12 protein-coding genes are annotated in these 16,016 nt (G+C 64.0%); 4 read left to right on the forward strand and 8 right to left on the reverse strand.

Features of this window, described 5'->3' with window-relative positions; all coding sequences use genetic code 11:
• Positions 1 to 20: 20 nt before the first annotated feature.
• The 8 genes from C7450_RS17450 to mgtE all read right to left on the reverse strand — a co-directional run bounded on the left by C7450_RS17450 (position 21) and on the right by mgtE (position 7,690).
• Positions 21 to 548 carry a chromate transporter gene (locus C7450_RS17450; RefSeq protein WP_110375739.1) on the reverse strand — a complete coding sequence of 176 codons (528 nt, stop codon included), beginning with the start codon at positions 546 to 548 and terminating at the stop codon, positions 21 to 23.
• Positions 541 to 1,212, reverse strand: a complete 672-nt coding sequence (locus C7450_RS17455; protein ID WP_110375740.1) for a chromate transporter — start codon at positions 1,210 to 1,212, stop codon at positions 541 to 543. Before C7450_RS17455 ends, C7450_RS17450 begins: the two co-directional genes overlap by 8 nt.
• Positions 1,209 to 2,048: a hypothetical protein gene (locus C7450_RS17460; RefSeq protein ID WP_110375741.1), complete on the reverse strand. Its 840-nt coding sequence runs from the start codon at positions 2,046 to 2,048 to the stop codon at positions 1,209 to 1,211. The genes C7450_RS17455 and C7450_RS17460 overlap by 4 nt, the downstream gene beginning before the upstream one ends.
• 247 nt (positions 2,049 to 2,295) lie before the next feature.
• Positions 2,296 to 4,056 (reverse strand): S8 family serine peptidase, encoded by a 1,761-nt coding sequence (locus tag C7450_RS17465; RefSeq protein WP_170147289.1) that lies wholly within the window; start codon positions 4,054 to 4,056, stop codon positions 2,296 to 2,298.
• Between the two features lie 37 nt (positions 4,057 to 4,093).
• Positions 4,094 to 4,798 carry a hypothetical protein gene (locus C7450_RS17470; protein WP_146227379.1) on the reverse strand — a complete coding sequence of 235 codons (705 nt, stop codon included), beginning with the start codon at positions 4,796 to 4,798 and terminating at the stop codon, positions 4,094 to 4,096.
• 8 nt (positions 4,799 to 4,806) lie between these two features.
• Positions 4,807 to 5,358, reverse strand: coding sequence for a sigma-70 family RNA polymerase sigma factor (locus C7450_RS17475; protein ID WP_425351225.1), 552 nt, complete (start codon positions 5,356 to 5,358; stop codon positions 4,807 to 4,809).
• Positions 5,359 to 5,533: 175 nt separating this feature from the next.
• Entirely contained in the window at positions 5,534 to 5,974 is a 441-nt protein-coding gene (locus C7450_RS17480; protein WP_110375745.1) for a hypothetical protein, read from the reverse strand.
• Between the two features lie 369 nt (positions 5,975 to 6,343).
• On the reverse strand, positions 6,344 to 7,690 hold the full coding sequence (gene mgtE / locus C7450_RS17485) for a magnesium transporter (RefSeq protein ID WP_425351233.1): 1,347 nt from the start codon (positions 7,688 to 7,690) through the stop codon (positions 6,344 to 6,346).
• 333 nt (positions 7,691 to 8,023) lie between these two features.
• Between mgtE and pyrC the strand changes: the two genes are divergently transcribed.
• The 4 genes from pyrC (at position 8,024) to C7450_RS17505 (ending at position 15,963) form a co-directional block, all read left to right on the forward strand.
• Complete coding sequence (gene pyrC / locus C7450_RS17490) at positions 8,024 to 9,064, forward strand: dihydroorotase (protein WP_110375747.1); 1,041 nt, start codon at positions 8,024 to 8,026, stop codon at positions 9,062 to 9,064.
• Between the two features lie 169 nt (positions 9,065 to 9,233).
• Positions 9,234 to 12,692 carry a pyruvate carboxylase gene (gene pyc, locus C7450_RS17495; protein ID WP_110375748.1) on the forward strand — a complete coding sequence of 1,153 codons (3,459 nt, stop codon included), beginning with the start codon at positions 9,234 to 9,236 and terminating at the stop codon, positions 12,690 to 12,692.
• A 616-nt stretch (positions 12,693 to 13,308) separates the two neighbouring features.
• Positions 13,309 to 13,848 (forward strand): cold-shock protein, encoded by a 540-nt coding sequence (locus C7450_RS34895; protein WP_323748783.1) that lies wholly within the window; start codon positions 13,309 to 13,311, stop codon positions 13,846 to 13,848.
• Between the two features lie 945 nt (positions 13,849 to 14,793).
• Positions 14,794 to 15,963: a patatin-like phospholipase family protein gene (locus C7450_RS17505; protein WP_110375750.1), complete on the forward strand. Its 1,170-nt coding sequence runs from the start codon at positions 14,794 to 14,796 to the stop codon at positions 15,961 to 15,963.
• Positions 15,964 to 16,016: the final 53 nt, after the last annotated feature.

Below are 16,016 nucleotides of genomic sequence, written 5' to 3' on the forward strand. Positions count from 1 at the left end.
CAAAAGCACGGGCGGACGTTTCATTGCAGGGCGAAGAAGCCGAAGGCGCCACTCGCAAGGATGAACAGCGCCGGGTTTATCTTTTTGACGAACCAGATGCCGAGGAACACGACGATCGCCAGGACGACGGTCGTCGCCCCCTCGATGGCGGTACGGGCAATGGCGATCGTGCCGGCCGCCATCAATCCGATGACCAGAGGCGCCATGCCCATCTGCAGGGACTGCCGCCATGGCGAGCCTTCGAAATGGTCCCACAGGCGCGATGCACCGAGCGAGATCAGGCTCGCGGGCAGGAAGAAGCCGATGAAGGCGAGCAGGGCCCCGAGATAGCCGGATACATGGTAGCCGATCACCAGGACCATCAGCATGTTGGGGCCGGGTGCGACCTGGCCGAGCCCGTAGATATCCCGGAACTGGTCGTCCGTCAGCCAGTGGTGGCCGCCGATGACGAGGGACTTCATCTCGGGAAGAACTGCCGTGCCGCCGCCGATGGCGAGAACCGACAGCAGCGAGAACACGCCGAAAATGCTGAGGTTCGTGTCATTCATGGCCGGAAGCCTTTGCGGCATCGCTGTTGGGGCTGGCGGAGGCGGACGATGGATCGACCGGCCTCGTCTCCGTCACATCCGTTCCGGCGACCTTGGCCGGCGCCTTGGGTCGGTAGAGAAAAACCGCCACGGGGCCGACGGTGAAGAGCACGACCAGCAGCGACAGGTGGAAATAGCTGACCATGACGATGGTCACAACGATGATCGCGACATCGATCACCGATCCAAACTGCTTACGGCCGATCTGCAGGGTGACGGCGGTCAGCATGCCGACCGACGCGGCGCCGACGCCGACAAGTGCGGCATTGACCGCTGGATTGTCAGAATGCGCCGCATAGAGCACGCCGAGCACCATGACAAGTGTCGCCCCCGGCAGAGTCATGCCGAGAAACGCGATGAAGGCGCCGATCGGTCCGCGCAAGCGGTCGCCGACGATGACGCTCATGTTCGTGGCATTGAGGCCGGGAAGCGTCTGGGCGATTTCGAGCGCCGAGAGGAAGCGCTCTTCGTCCAGCCAGCCCTTCTTGATCACAAGGCTGTTGCGCAGATAGGCGACGACGCCGCCGCCGAAGCTGGTGGCGCCGATGATCAGGAAGGTGACGAAGATGTCGACCAGCCCGACGCGGGCCGGTCGTTCTGTGCCCGTGGAAGCCGGCGCGATCATTCGTGGCCGACCGTCACGGCTTTGCCGAGCCCGTAGACGAGGGCGGTCTTGGTCGTCCCCAGCGCGACCCATTCCGGCTCCTGATTTTGCACGTCCACGAAGAAGTCCTCGGATCGCTTCTTGGCCTTGGCGTGCAGGTCATCATAGCGGTTGAACTTCGTTTGGAACGCGAATTCTCCGATCAGGGGCGTTTCGCTGGCACGGTTGCGCCAGACCGCAATCGTCGCCTTCGCCTCAAGGTCGCGCCCGAATGAGAACGTGCCCACATTCACCTGCACCTCCTCGACCGAGAGATTATTGACGAGCTTGATCTTGGGCCCGGTGGCTCCGCTGTGGAGCTGACCAAGCGCCGGGAAGATGCTTGCGATATGCTCGACCCCCTGGTTCAGCTCGAGGGCGGGGCTCATCAGCACACAGTTGTGAGAGTAAAGGCTGCGCATGCCCCCGAGGCTGTCCTTGAGCGGGAGGATTTCCTCCTTGAACTTGATGGCGGCACTGCATTGCAGATGCGGCGTGACATCGACGGCTGCTGCACTGTCGAGACTGGGATGACGATACTTGAAGGTCAGTTCGTGTGCGGGGTCCGGCCATCCATCCGTATAAAAGGTGCGCCGACGCAGGATGAAGGCGTTCTTGTACAGAGCATGGTCGTTCGTGTCGTAGAACAGCACTTCCCGCACCTGGCGCTGGAAGGCATTCTTGTTGGTCGCCACCTCGACCTTGTGCTTGGCAGCTATCGCCGCGATTTTCTTCCAGAAAACCTCGAATTGTTGAGGGTTGAAGAAACGCTCCGGCCTTAGAAGGATTTTGTACTCACGATAGTGAAGATCTTCCATTCCCGAACTCGCGACATGAATGGTGACGTTAATTCCCCGATGGCACGCATGAATACCCGGATCTGCGGATATTCCTATGCAGTCGTGCCGCGCGCGCTTTTAGAAACAGGCCGATCCCTGTTCGCCAGAGCACCATTGCGACTGTCACACCAATGTCATGCGGTATCATTTGCGGGATTTCAACGGCAATTTTTTCCTCTCGATGCTCTCGCTCGTCGTGGTGAACATTGCCCGAGCATCGGCTGCCTCACGGCGTGGCCGTGAGGGTCGGCGCGGCGCGGGAATCTGCCGCGCCGGCCGGATGCGCGACGAGAGTGAGCGCCGCGGCCGCGTCGATGAGGCCCGCGCCGAAAATGTCATCGCGCCCCTTGCGGCCGAGATCGCGTGCGGTCGTGGTCAGGGCCGTCCGCAAGGCGTCTGCGGTCAGTTCGGCGTGGGCCTCGCGCAGGAGCGCCGCCGTTCCGCTGACATAGGCCGCGGCGAAGGACGTGCCGGATGATTGCTGATAGCCGCCGCCAGGAGTGGGGACGAGGATGTCGACGCCGGGTGCTGCGGCGGCTACATGCGGACCGGTCGCGGCCTTGTCGTAAATGCGCGTTTCGACATCGACCGCCGTGACGGCGATGACGTCGGGATGGGCTGCCGGGTAGACAGGCGCCGCCTTCGGCCCTCCATTGCCTGCCGCCGCGACCAGAAGGAGCCCACGCTGGCTGCTCGCCCGGAGCGCGCGTGACATCAGCGCGTCACGCGGGCCGGCAAAGCTGAGGTTGGCGATGGCGGCGCCGTGCTTCACCGCAGTGTCGAGGCCGCTCACCACGTCGAGGCTCGTGCCGCTTGCGCCATCATTGGTTTCGATGAAGGCATCGATGCCGAGGATGCGCACATCGGGGGCGGCACCGAGCATGCGGGCGTGGGCGGCGATGATACCCGCAATCCCGGTCCCGTGAGGAGAAGGCTGGCGCGCGCGCGAGTGGGGGCTGAGGCTGCCGGCGAGTTCCGGATGGGTGCCGTCGATCGCCGAATCGATGACCGCGACGGTCACCCCCTTGCCGCGGGCGATAGCCTGCGCAGGTTTGAGCCGCAGGACCTCAAGCGCATATTGCACGCTGGCGAGATCGGCGGCGGGAGCGGCGATGGGCGGGGCGGTCGTCGGCGCGGCGATCGGAGCGGGCTTTTCCTCCCGCAAGGCGTCGCCCTGCTGCAGGCGAAAGACATGATTGGGTTGGGCGCTGGCCACACGCTGATCGGCCGTGAGCGCGCGCACCATCGCGGGGACGGTCTGGCCCCGCGGCAGGCGGGCGCGGATGATGGTCACGCCGAGAAGATCGATTGGCCGACGCTCCAGGAGCGTGAGATTGAAGCGTTGCGCGACCGCATCCGCCTCTGCAGCGGCGGCGTCGGCGCTCATCTCGAAGAGAACCTCGTCCGTGACGAACTGATCGCTGGCGACCTGGGCGGGCGGCGATGCCGGCGGAGTCGCGCGGGCGGGGGTTTTCGCAGGTGGTTTTTTTGCCGGCGGCTGTTTGACGGCTTTCTTCGCGGGCGGTTTTGCCGGCTGCACCGCGCGGGGCCGACGCGGGCTTGGTTCAGCCTCGAAGCCGTCGTCGTCGACGAAGACGGGGGGCGGGGCAGGGCGGACGAATGGTGGCACGATGGGGCCGCCGTAAATGGGCGGCGCGCCGTAGCCCGGCGGACGCCACGGGCGGTCCGGGCGGCCGGGATAGTTGGGTTCTCGCGGGGGGCGGCGCGTGTCATAGCTGCCGCGCGGCGGCCGTTCCGGCCGCTGATCGTAGCGCGAGGGCGCATCGCTGTCGCTCGGATAGCGGCCGCTCGCCTGTGCCATGAGCGGACCGCGTCCCGCGGCAGGCAAAGTCTCCGCCTGCGCCGGATGTGCGACCGCGAGTCCGGCGAGGCCCGCGACGAAAGTGAGAGCAGCGGCCGCCAGCAGGCGGCCGGCCAGCGGCTTTCCCGGTTTGGGGGCTTGCGTGCACGTGGCTGTCCTTATCATGCCCGCCTCCTCTGTCGCGCGGGATATTCGGATATTGTCAGTTCGCGGGAGCGACGAGCCGCACGACGCCCTTGGCATTGTTCAGCCGCGCCTGGCGGGAAGCCATGATCGCGCTGTCGCCGGGCTCCGCGAAGCGCAGGCGGAACAGGCCGCCGGCACGCGGGCCCTCGACGATGGATGCGTTCAGTTCGGTCAGAAGCGCCGTGATCTGGTCGAGCCGCGCGGTCGGCTCGAAGGCGACCAGGAGGGCGCTTCCGCCCGCGACCGTGGCGCCTGGCCCGGAGGCGACCTCATAAGTGGCCCCGGGCGATCGCGCAGCCATCAGCGCTGCAACGATGCCGGCCTGCAGGGCGATCAGTGCCGCGGCAGACAGTGCGGCGAAAGCGAGGTTGCGCGGCGTGAGCGCGCCAAGCCATACGCCAAGCCATGCGCCGAACCGCTCGAGCCAGGGAGCCTGACGGAGCGGTTGGCGCGCCGAAGCCGGCAGAGGCTCCGCATCGATCGCCGCAAACAGTGTCCGAGCCATGCGCGCGGACGGTGCGGTGATGCTCTCCGCCGCATGGATGGCCTCGGCCTGGTCTTCACGGATCAAGGCGAGCTGGGCGCGCAGCCCGGCGTCGGCGGCAAGTGCCTTTTCGACGGCCGCCGTGTCCGCGGCGTTGAGGGTTCCCGCCGCATACCAGGGCAGCAGGGCCTCGATGGGCTCCGGCGCATCGCCGTGGTCGTCCTGGGTCGTGCTCATGGTCGGGCTCATGGCCATCCCCTATCCAATCCTGCCGCCTGGCAGAGTTCCGAGAGGCGCTTGCGCGCATGGAACATCCGCGTCTTCACGGTATTCTCGGGAATGCCGAGAATGCGGCTGACGGCTTCGATCGGCTCCTCTTGATAATAGACCAGATCCATCACGGCGCGGTGCTCGGGCGAGAGCGTGTCGAGGCATCGGCGCAGGATCGCGGCCTTGTTGATTTTCTGGGCGTGGACGTCGGGCGTGTCGTCGTGGTCCGGGATCGCCTCGGCGACCCCCTCATCGAGCTGCTCTTCCCGTCGGCGGCGCAAGGCAGAATAGGCCTTGTTGCGGGCGATCGCCAAAAGCCAGGTGGAGAGGCTCGATCGTTGCTCGAACTGCCCAGCCTGCCGCCAGAGGTCGAGAAACACCTCCGTCACCACGTCCTCGGCAATGTCCTCCCGCCCTATCAGACGCACGACGAAGCGGAAGACACGCAGGTGATGGGCATTGAAGATCGCCCGCATGGCGGCCTTGTCGCCGGCCGCCAAACGCTCCACCAAGTCTGCCTCGGACATCCCCACCATCGTTTTTCCCGGTCTCTGCCACGGGACAATCTGGCGTGAGCCTGCCGCAGTCTGATACCGTTGCCAATCGTTTGTGATGAACAGGGCGCCTTTGATGGCCGGATAATCGGGGACGGATGTGTCATCCGCCCCCTCTTCGCGTTCGCGTGGAACTCATGGGGTGGGATCAGTCGCAGATCGTGACCGGACGCACCACGCGGCCGACGCCCTTCACGAAGACCTTGCGATAGACCCGGTAGCAGTCCGGCGCGCTGGCATAAGCGGTGGCGCCGGCAATGCCGATGGCGATGGGCAGGCCTGCATAGAAGGCGCCACGCGGTCCCCAGTAGCCGGGGCGGTGCGGGCGGTAGCCGCCACCCCAGTGTGGACCAGGCTTGCCGGGGCCGCCCCACCCCGAGCCACCGCCATGTCCGCCACCATGACCACCGCCGCCGTGGCCGCCTGGACCCTTGCCGCCCGGGGCGGCGATTGTGCCCGGCCCGCCGAAGCCGGGGCCGGCATAGGCCGCGCTGGTGAAGGACGAGGCGGTGAGAGCGGCACTCGCCAGGGTGAGCGCGACAACGGCGGTCTTCAGGGAAACCGCGGATTTGAAGGACAAAGTGGTCATCGGTGTTCTCCATCTTGGGTGCGGCATCGCCCTCTGCGATCCCGATGACCGTTGGTCGCGGCGACGCGGAAAAAGGTTCATGCCCCGCGCGATTTTTTTGGGTTTTTTTTTGCGAGAGGAGGCGCCGTCGAAGGCGAAGCTCGGGCCAGTACCCCGCGTCATCCCCGGCGGCCGGTGCCAAGTCGGGTGTTCCCGACTTGGCTTTTTCACGAGCAACACGGCAACAGCCGTGTTGCAACCGGCCGGAAAGGGGATCCAGAGATCAAGCGCCATGGTTCATGGATCCCCTTTCCGTCGCTACGCGACGCCGGGGATGACACGGGCGGAAGCGGACGCGCGCCTGTCGATGTCGATCGGCCACTCGGCCCGCTACAGCAACGTGCCGCTGAGAATGACCGTCGCCACCGAGAAATAGATGATGAGGCCCGTGACATCGACGAGGGTGGCGACGAACGGCGCCGAAGCGCTCGCCGGATCGAAGCCGAGACGCTGCAGGATGAAGGGCAGCATGGCGCCCGCCATCGAGCCGAAGGTCACGATGCCGACGAGGCCGGCGCCTACCGTTGCCGCGATGAGCATCCAGTAGGGGCCGTAATCGTAGAGCCCGAGCCCCTGCCAGATGCCGATACGCGCCATGCCGATCGTGCCGAGGATGATGCCGAGCGTGAGGCCCGCCGGCAATTCGCGGAACACCACCCGCCACCAGTCACGCAGTCTGACCTGTCCGAGCGCGAGCGCGCGGATGAGAAGCGATGTCGCCTGGCTGCCCGAATTGCCCCCCGAGCTCATGATGAGCGGGATGAAGAGCGTCAGCACGATGGCGCGCTCCAGTTCCGCTTCGAAATGCTGCATGGCCGATGCGGTCAGCATTTCGGAGAGAAACAGGGCGCAGAGCCAGCCCGCGCGCTTCTGGATCATCGACAGGAAGCCGATTTGCAGATAGGGCGCATGAAAGGCCTCGAGCCCGCCGAATTTCTGCACGTCTTCCGTTGTTTCCGCGATGATCGCGTCGAGGACGTCGTCGACGGTGACGATTCCCAGGACATGTCCCGCCGCGTCGACAACGGGCACCGCGAGCAGATCATGTCGGCGAATGGCGCTGGCGACCGTTTCCCGGTCCGTATCCGAATGGACGACGACCGGCGGCCTGCCCGCCGACAGCGTGATGATCGCCGCGGAAGGATCGGCCGAGATCAGCCGGCGCAGGGTGATGGCGGCTGTCAGTCTCTGGTCGGAATCCACCACATAGATGGCGTAGATGGTCTCACGGCTCTGCTCGACGGTGCGCAGGTGGGCGAGTGCTGCCGCCACTGTGGTGGCCTCGGGGAGGGCTACGAATTCCGTGGTCATGATCCCGCCGGCCGTGTCCGTGGGATAGGCGAGCAATTGCTTCAGCGTGGCGCGGGCGCGGGGTTCGATCCGGGCCAGCAACTCGTTGCGTAAGGGCCCATCGAGCAGGCCCAGGACGTCGGTGGCGCGGTCGGCCGACATATCCGCGAGAAAAGCAGCGGCTTCCTGCCGGGGCAGGGCGGTCAATACGTCGGGCGCGGTTTCGAATTCGGGCCGGTCGAGGACCGCGACGGCGCGACGGCGCGGCAGGACCAGGAGGGCCGCTGCCGCGTCGCCCGGTTCGAGCGCGGCAAGACGCTCCACGAGAAGGGCCGTCGAGGGGTTGTCGGCGTTCAGGTCCCGCGCCAAAACGGCGCGGCCGCGCATCAGGATATCGTTCTGCATGGCTTACTCCGCTGCCGCGCCACTGGGGCATGGCGGCACGGCAAGCCAGAGGCTCAGCGGGCAGCCATCTCCGGGCGGGCGGTGCTACTGTCGCTTGACATGGTGAGAATGGCTCCAAAGCCCTGGCCACTATGGCCGTGCGGTGTCATGAACCGAATGGCCCGTTGCGTCAACGGTCGCACGCGCGTTCCATGCGTTCATATGTGCGGCCGGGTGCCGCTTGTCCATGGCGGCCTCTTCGCGCAGCCTCTGCGACTTGCATCTGTTCTCGGCGGCACGGCTGGTCTATGACGCGCCTGCAGACTGGAGTTGAGCATGAGCGAACGCATCACCATCCGCCGCCCCGATGACTGGCATGTGCATCTGCGTGACGGCGCAATGCTCGAGGCGGTCGTCGCCCATACGGCTGCCCAGTTCGGACGGGCCATCATCATGCCCAATCTGGTGCCGCCGGTCGTGACCACGACGGACGCGCTGGCCTATCGCCGGCGCATCGAGGCGGCGCTGCCTCCGGACAGCGAATTCAAGCCGCTGATGACGCTCTACATGACCGATGACACGGATGCCTCCGATGTGATTGCCGGCTATGCCGACGGCACGATCGCGGCCGTGAAGCTCTATCCGCAGCACGCGACCACCAATGCGCATTTCGGCATCTCGCGCATCGAGGCGGTCTATCCCGTGCTGGCCGCCATGGAGCGCACCGGCGTGCCGCTGCTCATGCATGGCGAGGTCACGGATGGCGAGGTCGACATCTTTGATCGCGAGGCCGTGTTCGTTGAACGGGTGCTCGAGCCGCTGGCGAAACGCTTCCCCGGCCTCACCATCACGATGGAGCACGTGACGAGCGCCGAGGGCGTCGCCTTTGTCGAGGCCGCCCGGCCCGGCATTGGCGCCACAATCACGCCGCACCATCTCATGTTCAACCGCAATGCCATCTTCCAGGGCGGCATTCGCCCGCACTATTACTGCCTGCCCATCGCCAAGCGCGAGAACCATCGGCAGGCGTTGCGCCGCGCCGCCACCTCCGGCAGTCCGCGCTTCTTCCTCGGCACCGACACGGCCCCCCATACCCGCGGCGCGAAGGAGGCGGCTTGCGGCTGCGCCGGCCTGTTCGTCGCGCCGGTTGCGCTGGCGACCTATGCACAGGTTTTCGACGAGGAAGGCGCGCTTGACACATTCGAGGCCTTCGCCAGCCTCAATGGCCCGCGTCACTACGGCCTGGAGCCCAATCAGGGCACCGTCACGCTGGTCAAGCGGCCCCGCTTTGTCGCCGAGGATGTGGCGCTGGCGACCGGCGAGGCCGTGCATGTCTATCGCGGCGGCGAAGAGGTGACGTGGACCGTCGAGGGCTGACGGCCCTCGTCATCTTCATCTGCATCTTCATTGGTCCGCGAAATGCCCGCGTGGACCCGGGTTGAGGCATGCTGACATGTCAGGCTTGTATTTCTCGCCAAGATAGTCTGAATATTGCATCGCAGCAAAATAAGGTGCGCCGCAATGCGCCCATCAGGAGCGATGCATAATGAAGATCAAAAGGCTGTTAGTCGCCAACCGTTCGGAAATCGCTATTCGCGTCTTCCGTGCCGCGACCGAGCTCGGCATCCAGACGGTTGCGATCTACGCCGAGGAGGACAAGCTCTCGCTTCACCGCTTCAAGGCCGACGAGGCCTACCAGGTGGGGCGAGGGGCCCAGGGGGAGAAATCGCTCGGACCGCTTGAGGCCTATCTCGCGATCGACGAAGTGATCCGCGTTGCCAAGGCGGCCAAGGTCGACGCCATCCATCCCGGCTACGGCTTCCTGTCGGAAAGCCCGGAATTTGCCGAAGCTTGCGCGGCCGCCGGCATCATATTCATTGGCCCGCACCCGCAGACCATGCGCACGCTCGGCAACAAGGTGGCCGCGCGCAATCTCGCGATCTCGGTCGGCGTGCCGGTGATGCCGGCGACGGAGCCGCTGCCGGACGATCCGGCCGAGATCAAGCGGATGGCGGCCGAGATCGGCTACCCCGTCATGCTCAAGGCCTCCTGGGGCGGCGGCGGACGCGGCATGCGTCCGATCGAGAGCGAAGACGCCCTGATCGATTCCGTCAGGACCGCGCGCCGCGAAGCGAAGGCGGCCTTTGGCAAGGACGAAGTCTATCTCGAGAAGCTCGTCCGCCGCGCACGCCATGTCGAGGTGCAACTCCTCGGCGACACGCACGGCAATCTTGTCCATGTCTTCGAGCGCGACTGCTCCATTCAGCGCCGCCACCAGAAGGTGGTTGAGCGCGCACCGGCGCCCTTCCTGGACGACAGCCAGCGCCAGGCGCTGTGCGAGGCTGCACTCAAGATCGGCCGCGCCACCGGCTATGTCGGTGCCGGCACCGTCGAATTCCTCATGGATGCCGACACCGGCGCCTTCTATTTCATCGAAGTCAACCCGCGCATCCAGGTTGAGCACACCGTGACCGAGGTCGTGACGGGGCTTGATATCGTCAAGGCACAGATCCGCATCGCCGAGGGCGGCCATATCGGGAATGTGGCGGAGACCGGAATTCCGCCGCAGGAGGCCATCCATCTCAACGGCCATGCGCTCCAGTGCCGCATCACGACCGAAAACCCGGAGAACAACTTCATTCCGGACTATGGGCGCATCTCTGCCTATCGTGGCGCCTTTGGCTTCGGCATCCGCGTCGACGGCGGCACGGCCTATTCGGGTGCGGTGGTGACGCGCTTCTATGATCCGATGCTGGAGAAGGTAACAGCCTGGGCGCAAACTCCCGAGGAGGCGACGCACCGCATGAACAGGGCGCTCCGCGAATACCGTATTCGCGGTGTGGCCACCAATCTGACCTTCCTGGAAGCTTTGCTCGACCATCCAAGCTTCATCAAGGCCGAATATACGACGCGCTTCATCGACGATACGCCTGAACTCTTCCAGTTCAGCCGCCGCCGCGACCGGGCCACCAAGCTCCTGACCTATGTGGCCGACGTCACCGTCAACGGCCATCCCGAGGTCAAGAACCGCCCGCGTCCGCCCGCGGAGGCGCGCAAGCCCATCGCGCCGGTCTTCGCGGCGGACAAGCCCGCTGGCACCAAACAGCTGCTTGACGATCTCGGCGCCAAGGCCTTCGGCCAGTGGATGCGATCAGAGCAGCGCGTTTTGTTTACCGACACGACGATGCGCGATGCGCACCAGTCGCTGATCGCCACGCGCATGCGCACCCACGACATCGTCGGGATCGCCGATGCCTATGCATCCGGCCTGCCGCAGCTGTTGTCGCTCGAATGCTGGGGAGGCGCGACCTTCGACGTCGCCATGCGCTTCCTCAACGAGGATCCCTGGGAGCGGCTGTCCCTGCTGCGCGAGCGCGTGCCCAACCTCATGCTGCAGATGCTGCTGCGCGGGGCCAACGGCGTCGGCTACACCAACTATCCCGATAACGTCGTGCGCTTCTTCGTGGCTCAGGCCGCGAAGGGCGGCATCGACCTGTTCCGTATCTTCGACTGTCTCAACTGGGTCGAGAACATGCGGGTGGCGATCGATGCGGTGGGCGAAACGGGTAAGATTGCCGAGGGCGCGATCTGCTATACCGGCGACATTCTCGATCCCGATCGCGCGAAATACTCGCTGAACTACTATGTCGGCCTCGCCAAGGAGCTGGAGGCAGCGGGTTGCCACGTTCTCGGCCTCAAGGACATGGGGGGGCTGCTGCGTCCTGCGGCTGCGCGCGTTCTGGTGAAGGCGCTCAGGGAGGAGGTCGGTCTTCCGCTCCACGTCCATACCCATGACACCTCCGGCATCTCGGCGGCGAGCATGCTGGCGGCGATCGAAGCCGGTGCCGATGCTGTCGACGGCGCCATGGATGCGATGTCCGGTCTCACCTCCCAGCCCTGTCTCGGCTCGATGGTGGAAGCCTTGCGGCATGGCGACCGGGAGAGCGGGCTCGATCCCGAAGCCATCCGCCAGATCAGCTTCTATTGGGAGGCGGTGCGCGCCCAATACGCGGCCTTCGAGAGCGACCTCAAGGCCGGGGCCTCGGAAGTCTACCTGCACGAAATGCCGGGCGGGCAGTTCACGAATCTCAAGGAGCAGGCGCGCTCACTGGGGCTCGAGACCCGCTGGCACGAGGTCGCCAAGGCCTATCGGGCGGCGAACGACCTCTTCGGCGACATCGTCAAGGTGACGCCTTCATCCAAGGTCGTCGGCGATCTCGCTCTCACCATGGTGGCGCAGGATCTCACCCCCGCCGATATTCTCGCCCCTGAGCGGGAGATCGCCTTCCCGGCTTCGGTCGTGGAGATGCTGCGGGGCGATCTCGGCCAGCCGCCGGGTGGATGGCCCGAAGCGCTCGTCAGGAAAGTGCTGAAGGGCGAGACACCCTCGAAGGCTCGGCCGGGCTCGCTTCTGGCCGACTGCGACCTCGATGCCGCGCGTGCCGAGGCGGCAAAGGCGCTCGACGGCGAGGCTGATGACGCGGCGCTTGCGGCGCATCTCATGTATCCCAAGGTGTTCGCAGAATTCGCCGGTGCACAGCGCAAATACGGCCCCGTATCCATGTTGCCGACACCCGTGTTCTTCTACGGCATGGGCGTTGGTGACGAGATCTCGGTGGAGATCGAGAAGGGCAAGGCGCTCGTTCTGCGCTTGCAGGCGATCGGTGAAACCGATGAAGAGGGCCAGGTACGTGTCTTCTTCGAGCTGAACGGGCAGCCGCGTATCGCCAAGGTTCCCAATCGCGCTGCGGTTGCCTCGCAGCCCGAGCGCCGCAAGGCAGAGGATGGCAATGATGCCCATGTCGCCGCTCCCATGCCGGGCTCGGTCTCATCGATCGCCGTGACGGTCGGCCAGCCCGTGAAGGCTGGCGACGTCCTCTTGACCATCGAGGCCATGAAAATGGAAACGACTCTGCATGCGCCGCGTGATGGAACGGTCGCCGAGATTCTCGTTCATCGCGCCAGCCCGATCGATGCCAAGGATCTTCTGATCGTGCTGTCATAGACGATCCAGCTGTCGGGCAGCCGCTCCCTCTTGTGACCGGCTGTCCGCATGTCAGTAGCTGGATCCTTCCCGTCCCGGGGCCGTCAGGCAGATCGCTCGCGCGTCGCGGGATGTAATAAGATGTTGAAATAAAACAATAATTTACATCTCCCTGCTCGTACATCTTGGCGTCTCATCCGGCCCGCACACAAGGCGAGCGTCGCGGCGTCGGCACCTTCAGCGGGGCTTTACGATGGCTAGCGGGCGTTAAGCTCTGATCGGCGAAGCCGGAACTGCGATTTTCTCCAGCGTCAAGCTGGGAAAAAAGACCAAAAAAACTTGCAATTTTACCGCATTTGGGTGCTCGCGTGTTGCCCAAATCGAGGTTATGATTTCGCTCGCCACGAGCATGAGGGTTGCATAAAGTTAAGAAGCGTAATCGTGTGGTGCGCCGAAACCTTGTTCGGATAAGAGCTATATCTCTCTAGTTGGATCTTCCTGTATGAACCGATATGATGATTCCCGTGATACGCGCCGCCGGGGCGGCGGCCGTAGAGACGGTTTTGACGCGCGCGATAGCGGCTTTAGCAGCCCGCGCTCTGGTGGAGATCCGCGCGGCGGAGATCCGAGAGACAGCATGTTCGCACCGCCCGCCGGTCCTGTGATCGAAGCGACCGTGAAGTGGTTCAATCCCAGCAAGGGCTTTGGCTTCGTTGCCTGCTCCGATGGCTCGGGTGACGCGTTCCTGTCGTTGCGTACGCTTGAGGCCGCTGGCCATGCGGGCGCAGAGGCGGGTGCTCGCGCCATGGTGCGCCTGCGCGATGGACCCAAGGGACCGCAGGTGGCTGAGGTCATCGAGCTTGAGGACCTGCCGCCGCAACAGCGCGCACCGCGGCCTTCGGCGCCCCGTTTCGGCGGCGGCGGTGGAGGGGGTGGCGGCTATCCGCCTCGCGCCGACGGTCCGTCCGAGGAACTGAATGGCACGGTGAAATGGTACAACCGTGACAAGGGCTTCGGCTTTGTCCAGCCGGACGACGGCGGTCGCGACGTATTCGTTCATGCTTCCACTCTGCAGCGCGCAGGGCTCAACGACCTTGCCGAAGGTCAGCGGGTGCAGATGAGCGTGGTCGCAGGGGCCAAAGGTCGCGAAGCGGCGAATATTGCCGAGAGCTACTGACCCCGCTTCGAAACGGGGACCAGATAGCCTTGCGTGCCGAATGCACGACCTGCATTCGGTATAGCTTTGGTGCGGGCATTTCGCTTGCGGCGCCCCGCACCGAAGTAATGGCCATGTCTGCAGTTTGAGCCCTCGGGTCTGCCCGGGGGCTTGTTCGTTCAAGGTCGCCCCTCCAGCAAATGAACACTGTTCTGGAATATTGCCTTGAACACTGTCCTGGCCGGACGTGGAGCTTGCTCCCCGCGAACGCTCGTTCGGCCAGACGGGAGCAGTTTGCAGTGAACGGCCCGAAAGCTGCGCCGGTCCCATCGTCGCATCGCTTGTTTTGCGCCTGTTAGCGCGCATTGTGCTGCGATGCATGAGTGCCCCTGAGCGGAAATTCGTATCATTTCCGGGAGACGTCGGTCGAACTTCGGATTCGACAGCGATATGCGTGGTTCGCTTCCAACATGTGCATCCCACTTGTATCGGCCCTCGCGGGCAAATGTTGAGAACGGGAGAACCACTCGGTTGTTTATGATTCTCTTGGAATTTTCGGATTTGACATGCGCACGCGATGCCGACATCGCGCGCGTACCGCATGTCGCATTCAATTCACCGCCAAGATCGTGATTCTCGTGTGGTTTGCGGATTTGAAATTCGTTCGACACCCTCGATCCAGTCTGTGACGCATTTCAAATCCACCGCACGAGTGGAGCGAATTTGACATGTGAGTCCCGCCTGACAGGAGGCTCCAGATCAAATGTCAAATTCAAAAGCTCCACTAAAACCATTAACTTGCTAGTGGTTCTCTTGACTCCGACATTTGCTCCAAGGCCCGTATCAGACGGATGCAAATGTCGGAGCAGAACCACTAGCTTCATCAGCGAAAGTCACGTTAGCTTCAGTTCTGAATGATATATGTCTTTCATAGAGGCCGCTCTATGCGGCGAGAGGGAGTTGGCAATGCCGGCAAAGGGCCTGAGGAAAAGCCACAGGATGGTCAAACGCCCACCGTTTGATTCTGTTGCGCTCTTGCTGCAGGGGGGCGGTGCGCTCGGATCGTATCAGGCTGGCGTCTATGAGGCGCTGGCGGAGGCAGATCTCCATCCGGATTGGATCGCCGGCATTTCCATTGGCGCCATCAACTCGGCCCTCATCGCCGGCAATCCCCCGAAGGAGCGCGTCGCGAGGTTGCGACAGTTCTGGGAAGAGATAACGACGCGTCCTTACTGGGATTTTCTGACACCGGTGGCCCAAAAGACGGCGCAGGGCGATGCCGCACGCGGGGCTTTCAACCAGTTCAGCGCTTTCCATGCCCTGACCGGAGGCGCGCCTGGTTTCTTCACGCCACGCTATCCGCCACCCTGGATGATGCCGGCGGGCACCCCTGGCGCAACGAGCTACTATGACACCGCGGAACTGCGCAGCACCTTGGAACGCCTCGTTGATTTCGACCGGCTGAACAATGACGGCATGCGGCTCAGCGTCGGCGCCGTGAATGTCCGCAGTGGCAACTTTTCCTATTTCGATACAGCCACGCATGTTATCCGCCCCGAGCATATCATGGCGAGCGGAGCGCTGCCGCCCGGCTTCCCAGCGGTCGAGATCGATGGGGAATTCTACTGGGACGGCGGCCTCATCTCCAACACGCCGCTACAATGGGTGGTGCAGAATTCGCGTCAGGATACGCTCGCCTTTCAGGTCGATCTCTGGAGCGCCCGCGGCCAGTTTCCGGCGGACCTGACGCAAGTATCGGTGCGGCAAAAGGAGGTGCAGTTCTCCAGTCGCACGCGCGCCAGTACTGATCAGTTCAAGAAAATACAGCGGCTACGTGTCACTCTTGCTGATTTTCTCGCAACGCTGCCCGACGAATATAAGAAGGGCTCAGATTACGAGATGTTGAAAGATGCGTCGGATCGACATCTTTATAACGTAGTTCATCTTATATATCGTTCGAAGAATTACGAAGGTGACAGTAAGGACTATGAATTTTCGCGCATAAGCATGGAAGAGCACTGGAGAGCAGGCTATCATGATGCAGTCAGAACCCTCCGGCATGATGAGATCTACCAGCGCCCGACGAATATCGAAGGCGTCATGACCTTCGACTGCGCGATGAGCGGCTATGAGTGAGCGGCGTGTATGCCTATCGATTGTGAACGGCCATCCCGGTGGATTGAGGAGTG

This window comes from Chelatococcus asaccharovorans (genome assembly GCF_003201475.1).
In the GTDB taxonomy this organism is placed as follows: domain Bacteria; phylum Pseudomonadota; class Alphaproteobacteria; order Rhizobiales; family Beijerinckiaceae; genus Chelatococcus; species Chelatococcus asaccharovorans.

Bases quoted from the DNA above. Each gene is read 5' to 3' on its own strand.
- C7450_RS17450 (WP_110375739.1), bottom strand. From the start codon at position 548: ATGAATGACACGAACCTCAGCATTTTCGGCGTGTTCTCGCTGCTGTCG.
- C7450_RS17455 (WP_110375740.1), bottom strand. From the start codon at position 1,212: ATGATCGCGCCGGCTTCCACGGGCACAGAACGACCGGCCCGCGTCGGG.
- C7450_RS17460 (WP_110375741.1), bottom strand. From the start codon at position 2,048: ATGGAAGATCTTCACTATCGTGAGTACAAAATCCTTCTAAGGCCGGAG.
- C7450_RS17465 (WP_170147289.1), bottom strand. From the start codon at position 4,056: ATGATAAGGACAGCCACGTGCACGCAAGCCCCCAAACCGGGAAAGCCG.
- C7450_RS17470 (WP_146227379.1), bottom strand. From the start codon at position 4,798: ATGAGCACGACCCAGGACGACCACGGCGATGCGCCGGAGCCCATCGAG.
- C7450_RS17475 (WP_425351225.1), bottom strand. From the start codon at position 5,358: ATGTCCGAGGCAGACTTGGTGGAGCGTTTGGCGGCCGGCGACAAGGCC.
- C7450_RS17480 (WP_110375745.1), bottom strand. From the start codon at position 5,974: ATGACCACTTTGTCCTTCAAATCCGCGGTTTCCCTGAAGACCGCCGTT.
- mgtE (WP_425351233.1), bottom strand. From the start codon at position 7,690: ATGCGCGGCCGCGCCGTTTTGGCGCGGGACCTGAACGCCGACAACCCC.
- pyrC (WP_110375747.1), top strand. From the start codon at position 8,024: ATGAGCGAACGCATCACCATCCGCCGCCCCGATGACTGGCATGTGCAT.
- pyc (WP_110375748.1), top strand. From the start codon at position 9,234: ATGAAGATCAAAAGGCTGTTAGTCGCCAACCGTTCGGAAATCGCTATT.
- C7450_RS34895 (WP_323748783.1), top strand. From the start codon at position 13,309: ATGTTCGCACCGCCCGCCGGTCCTGTGATCGAAGCGACCGTGAAGTGG.
- C7450_RS17505 (WP_110375750.1), top strand. From the start codon at position 14,794: ATGCCGGCAAAGGGCCTGAGGAAAAGCCACAGGATGGTCAAACGCCCA.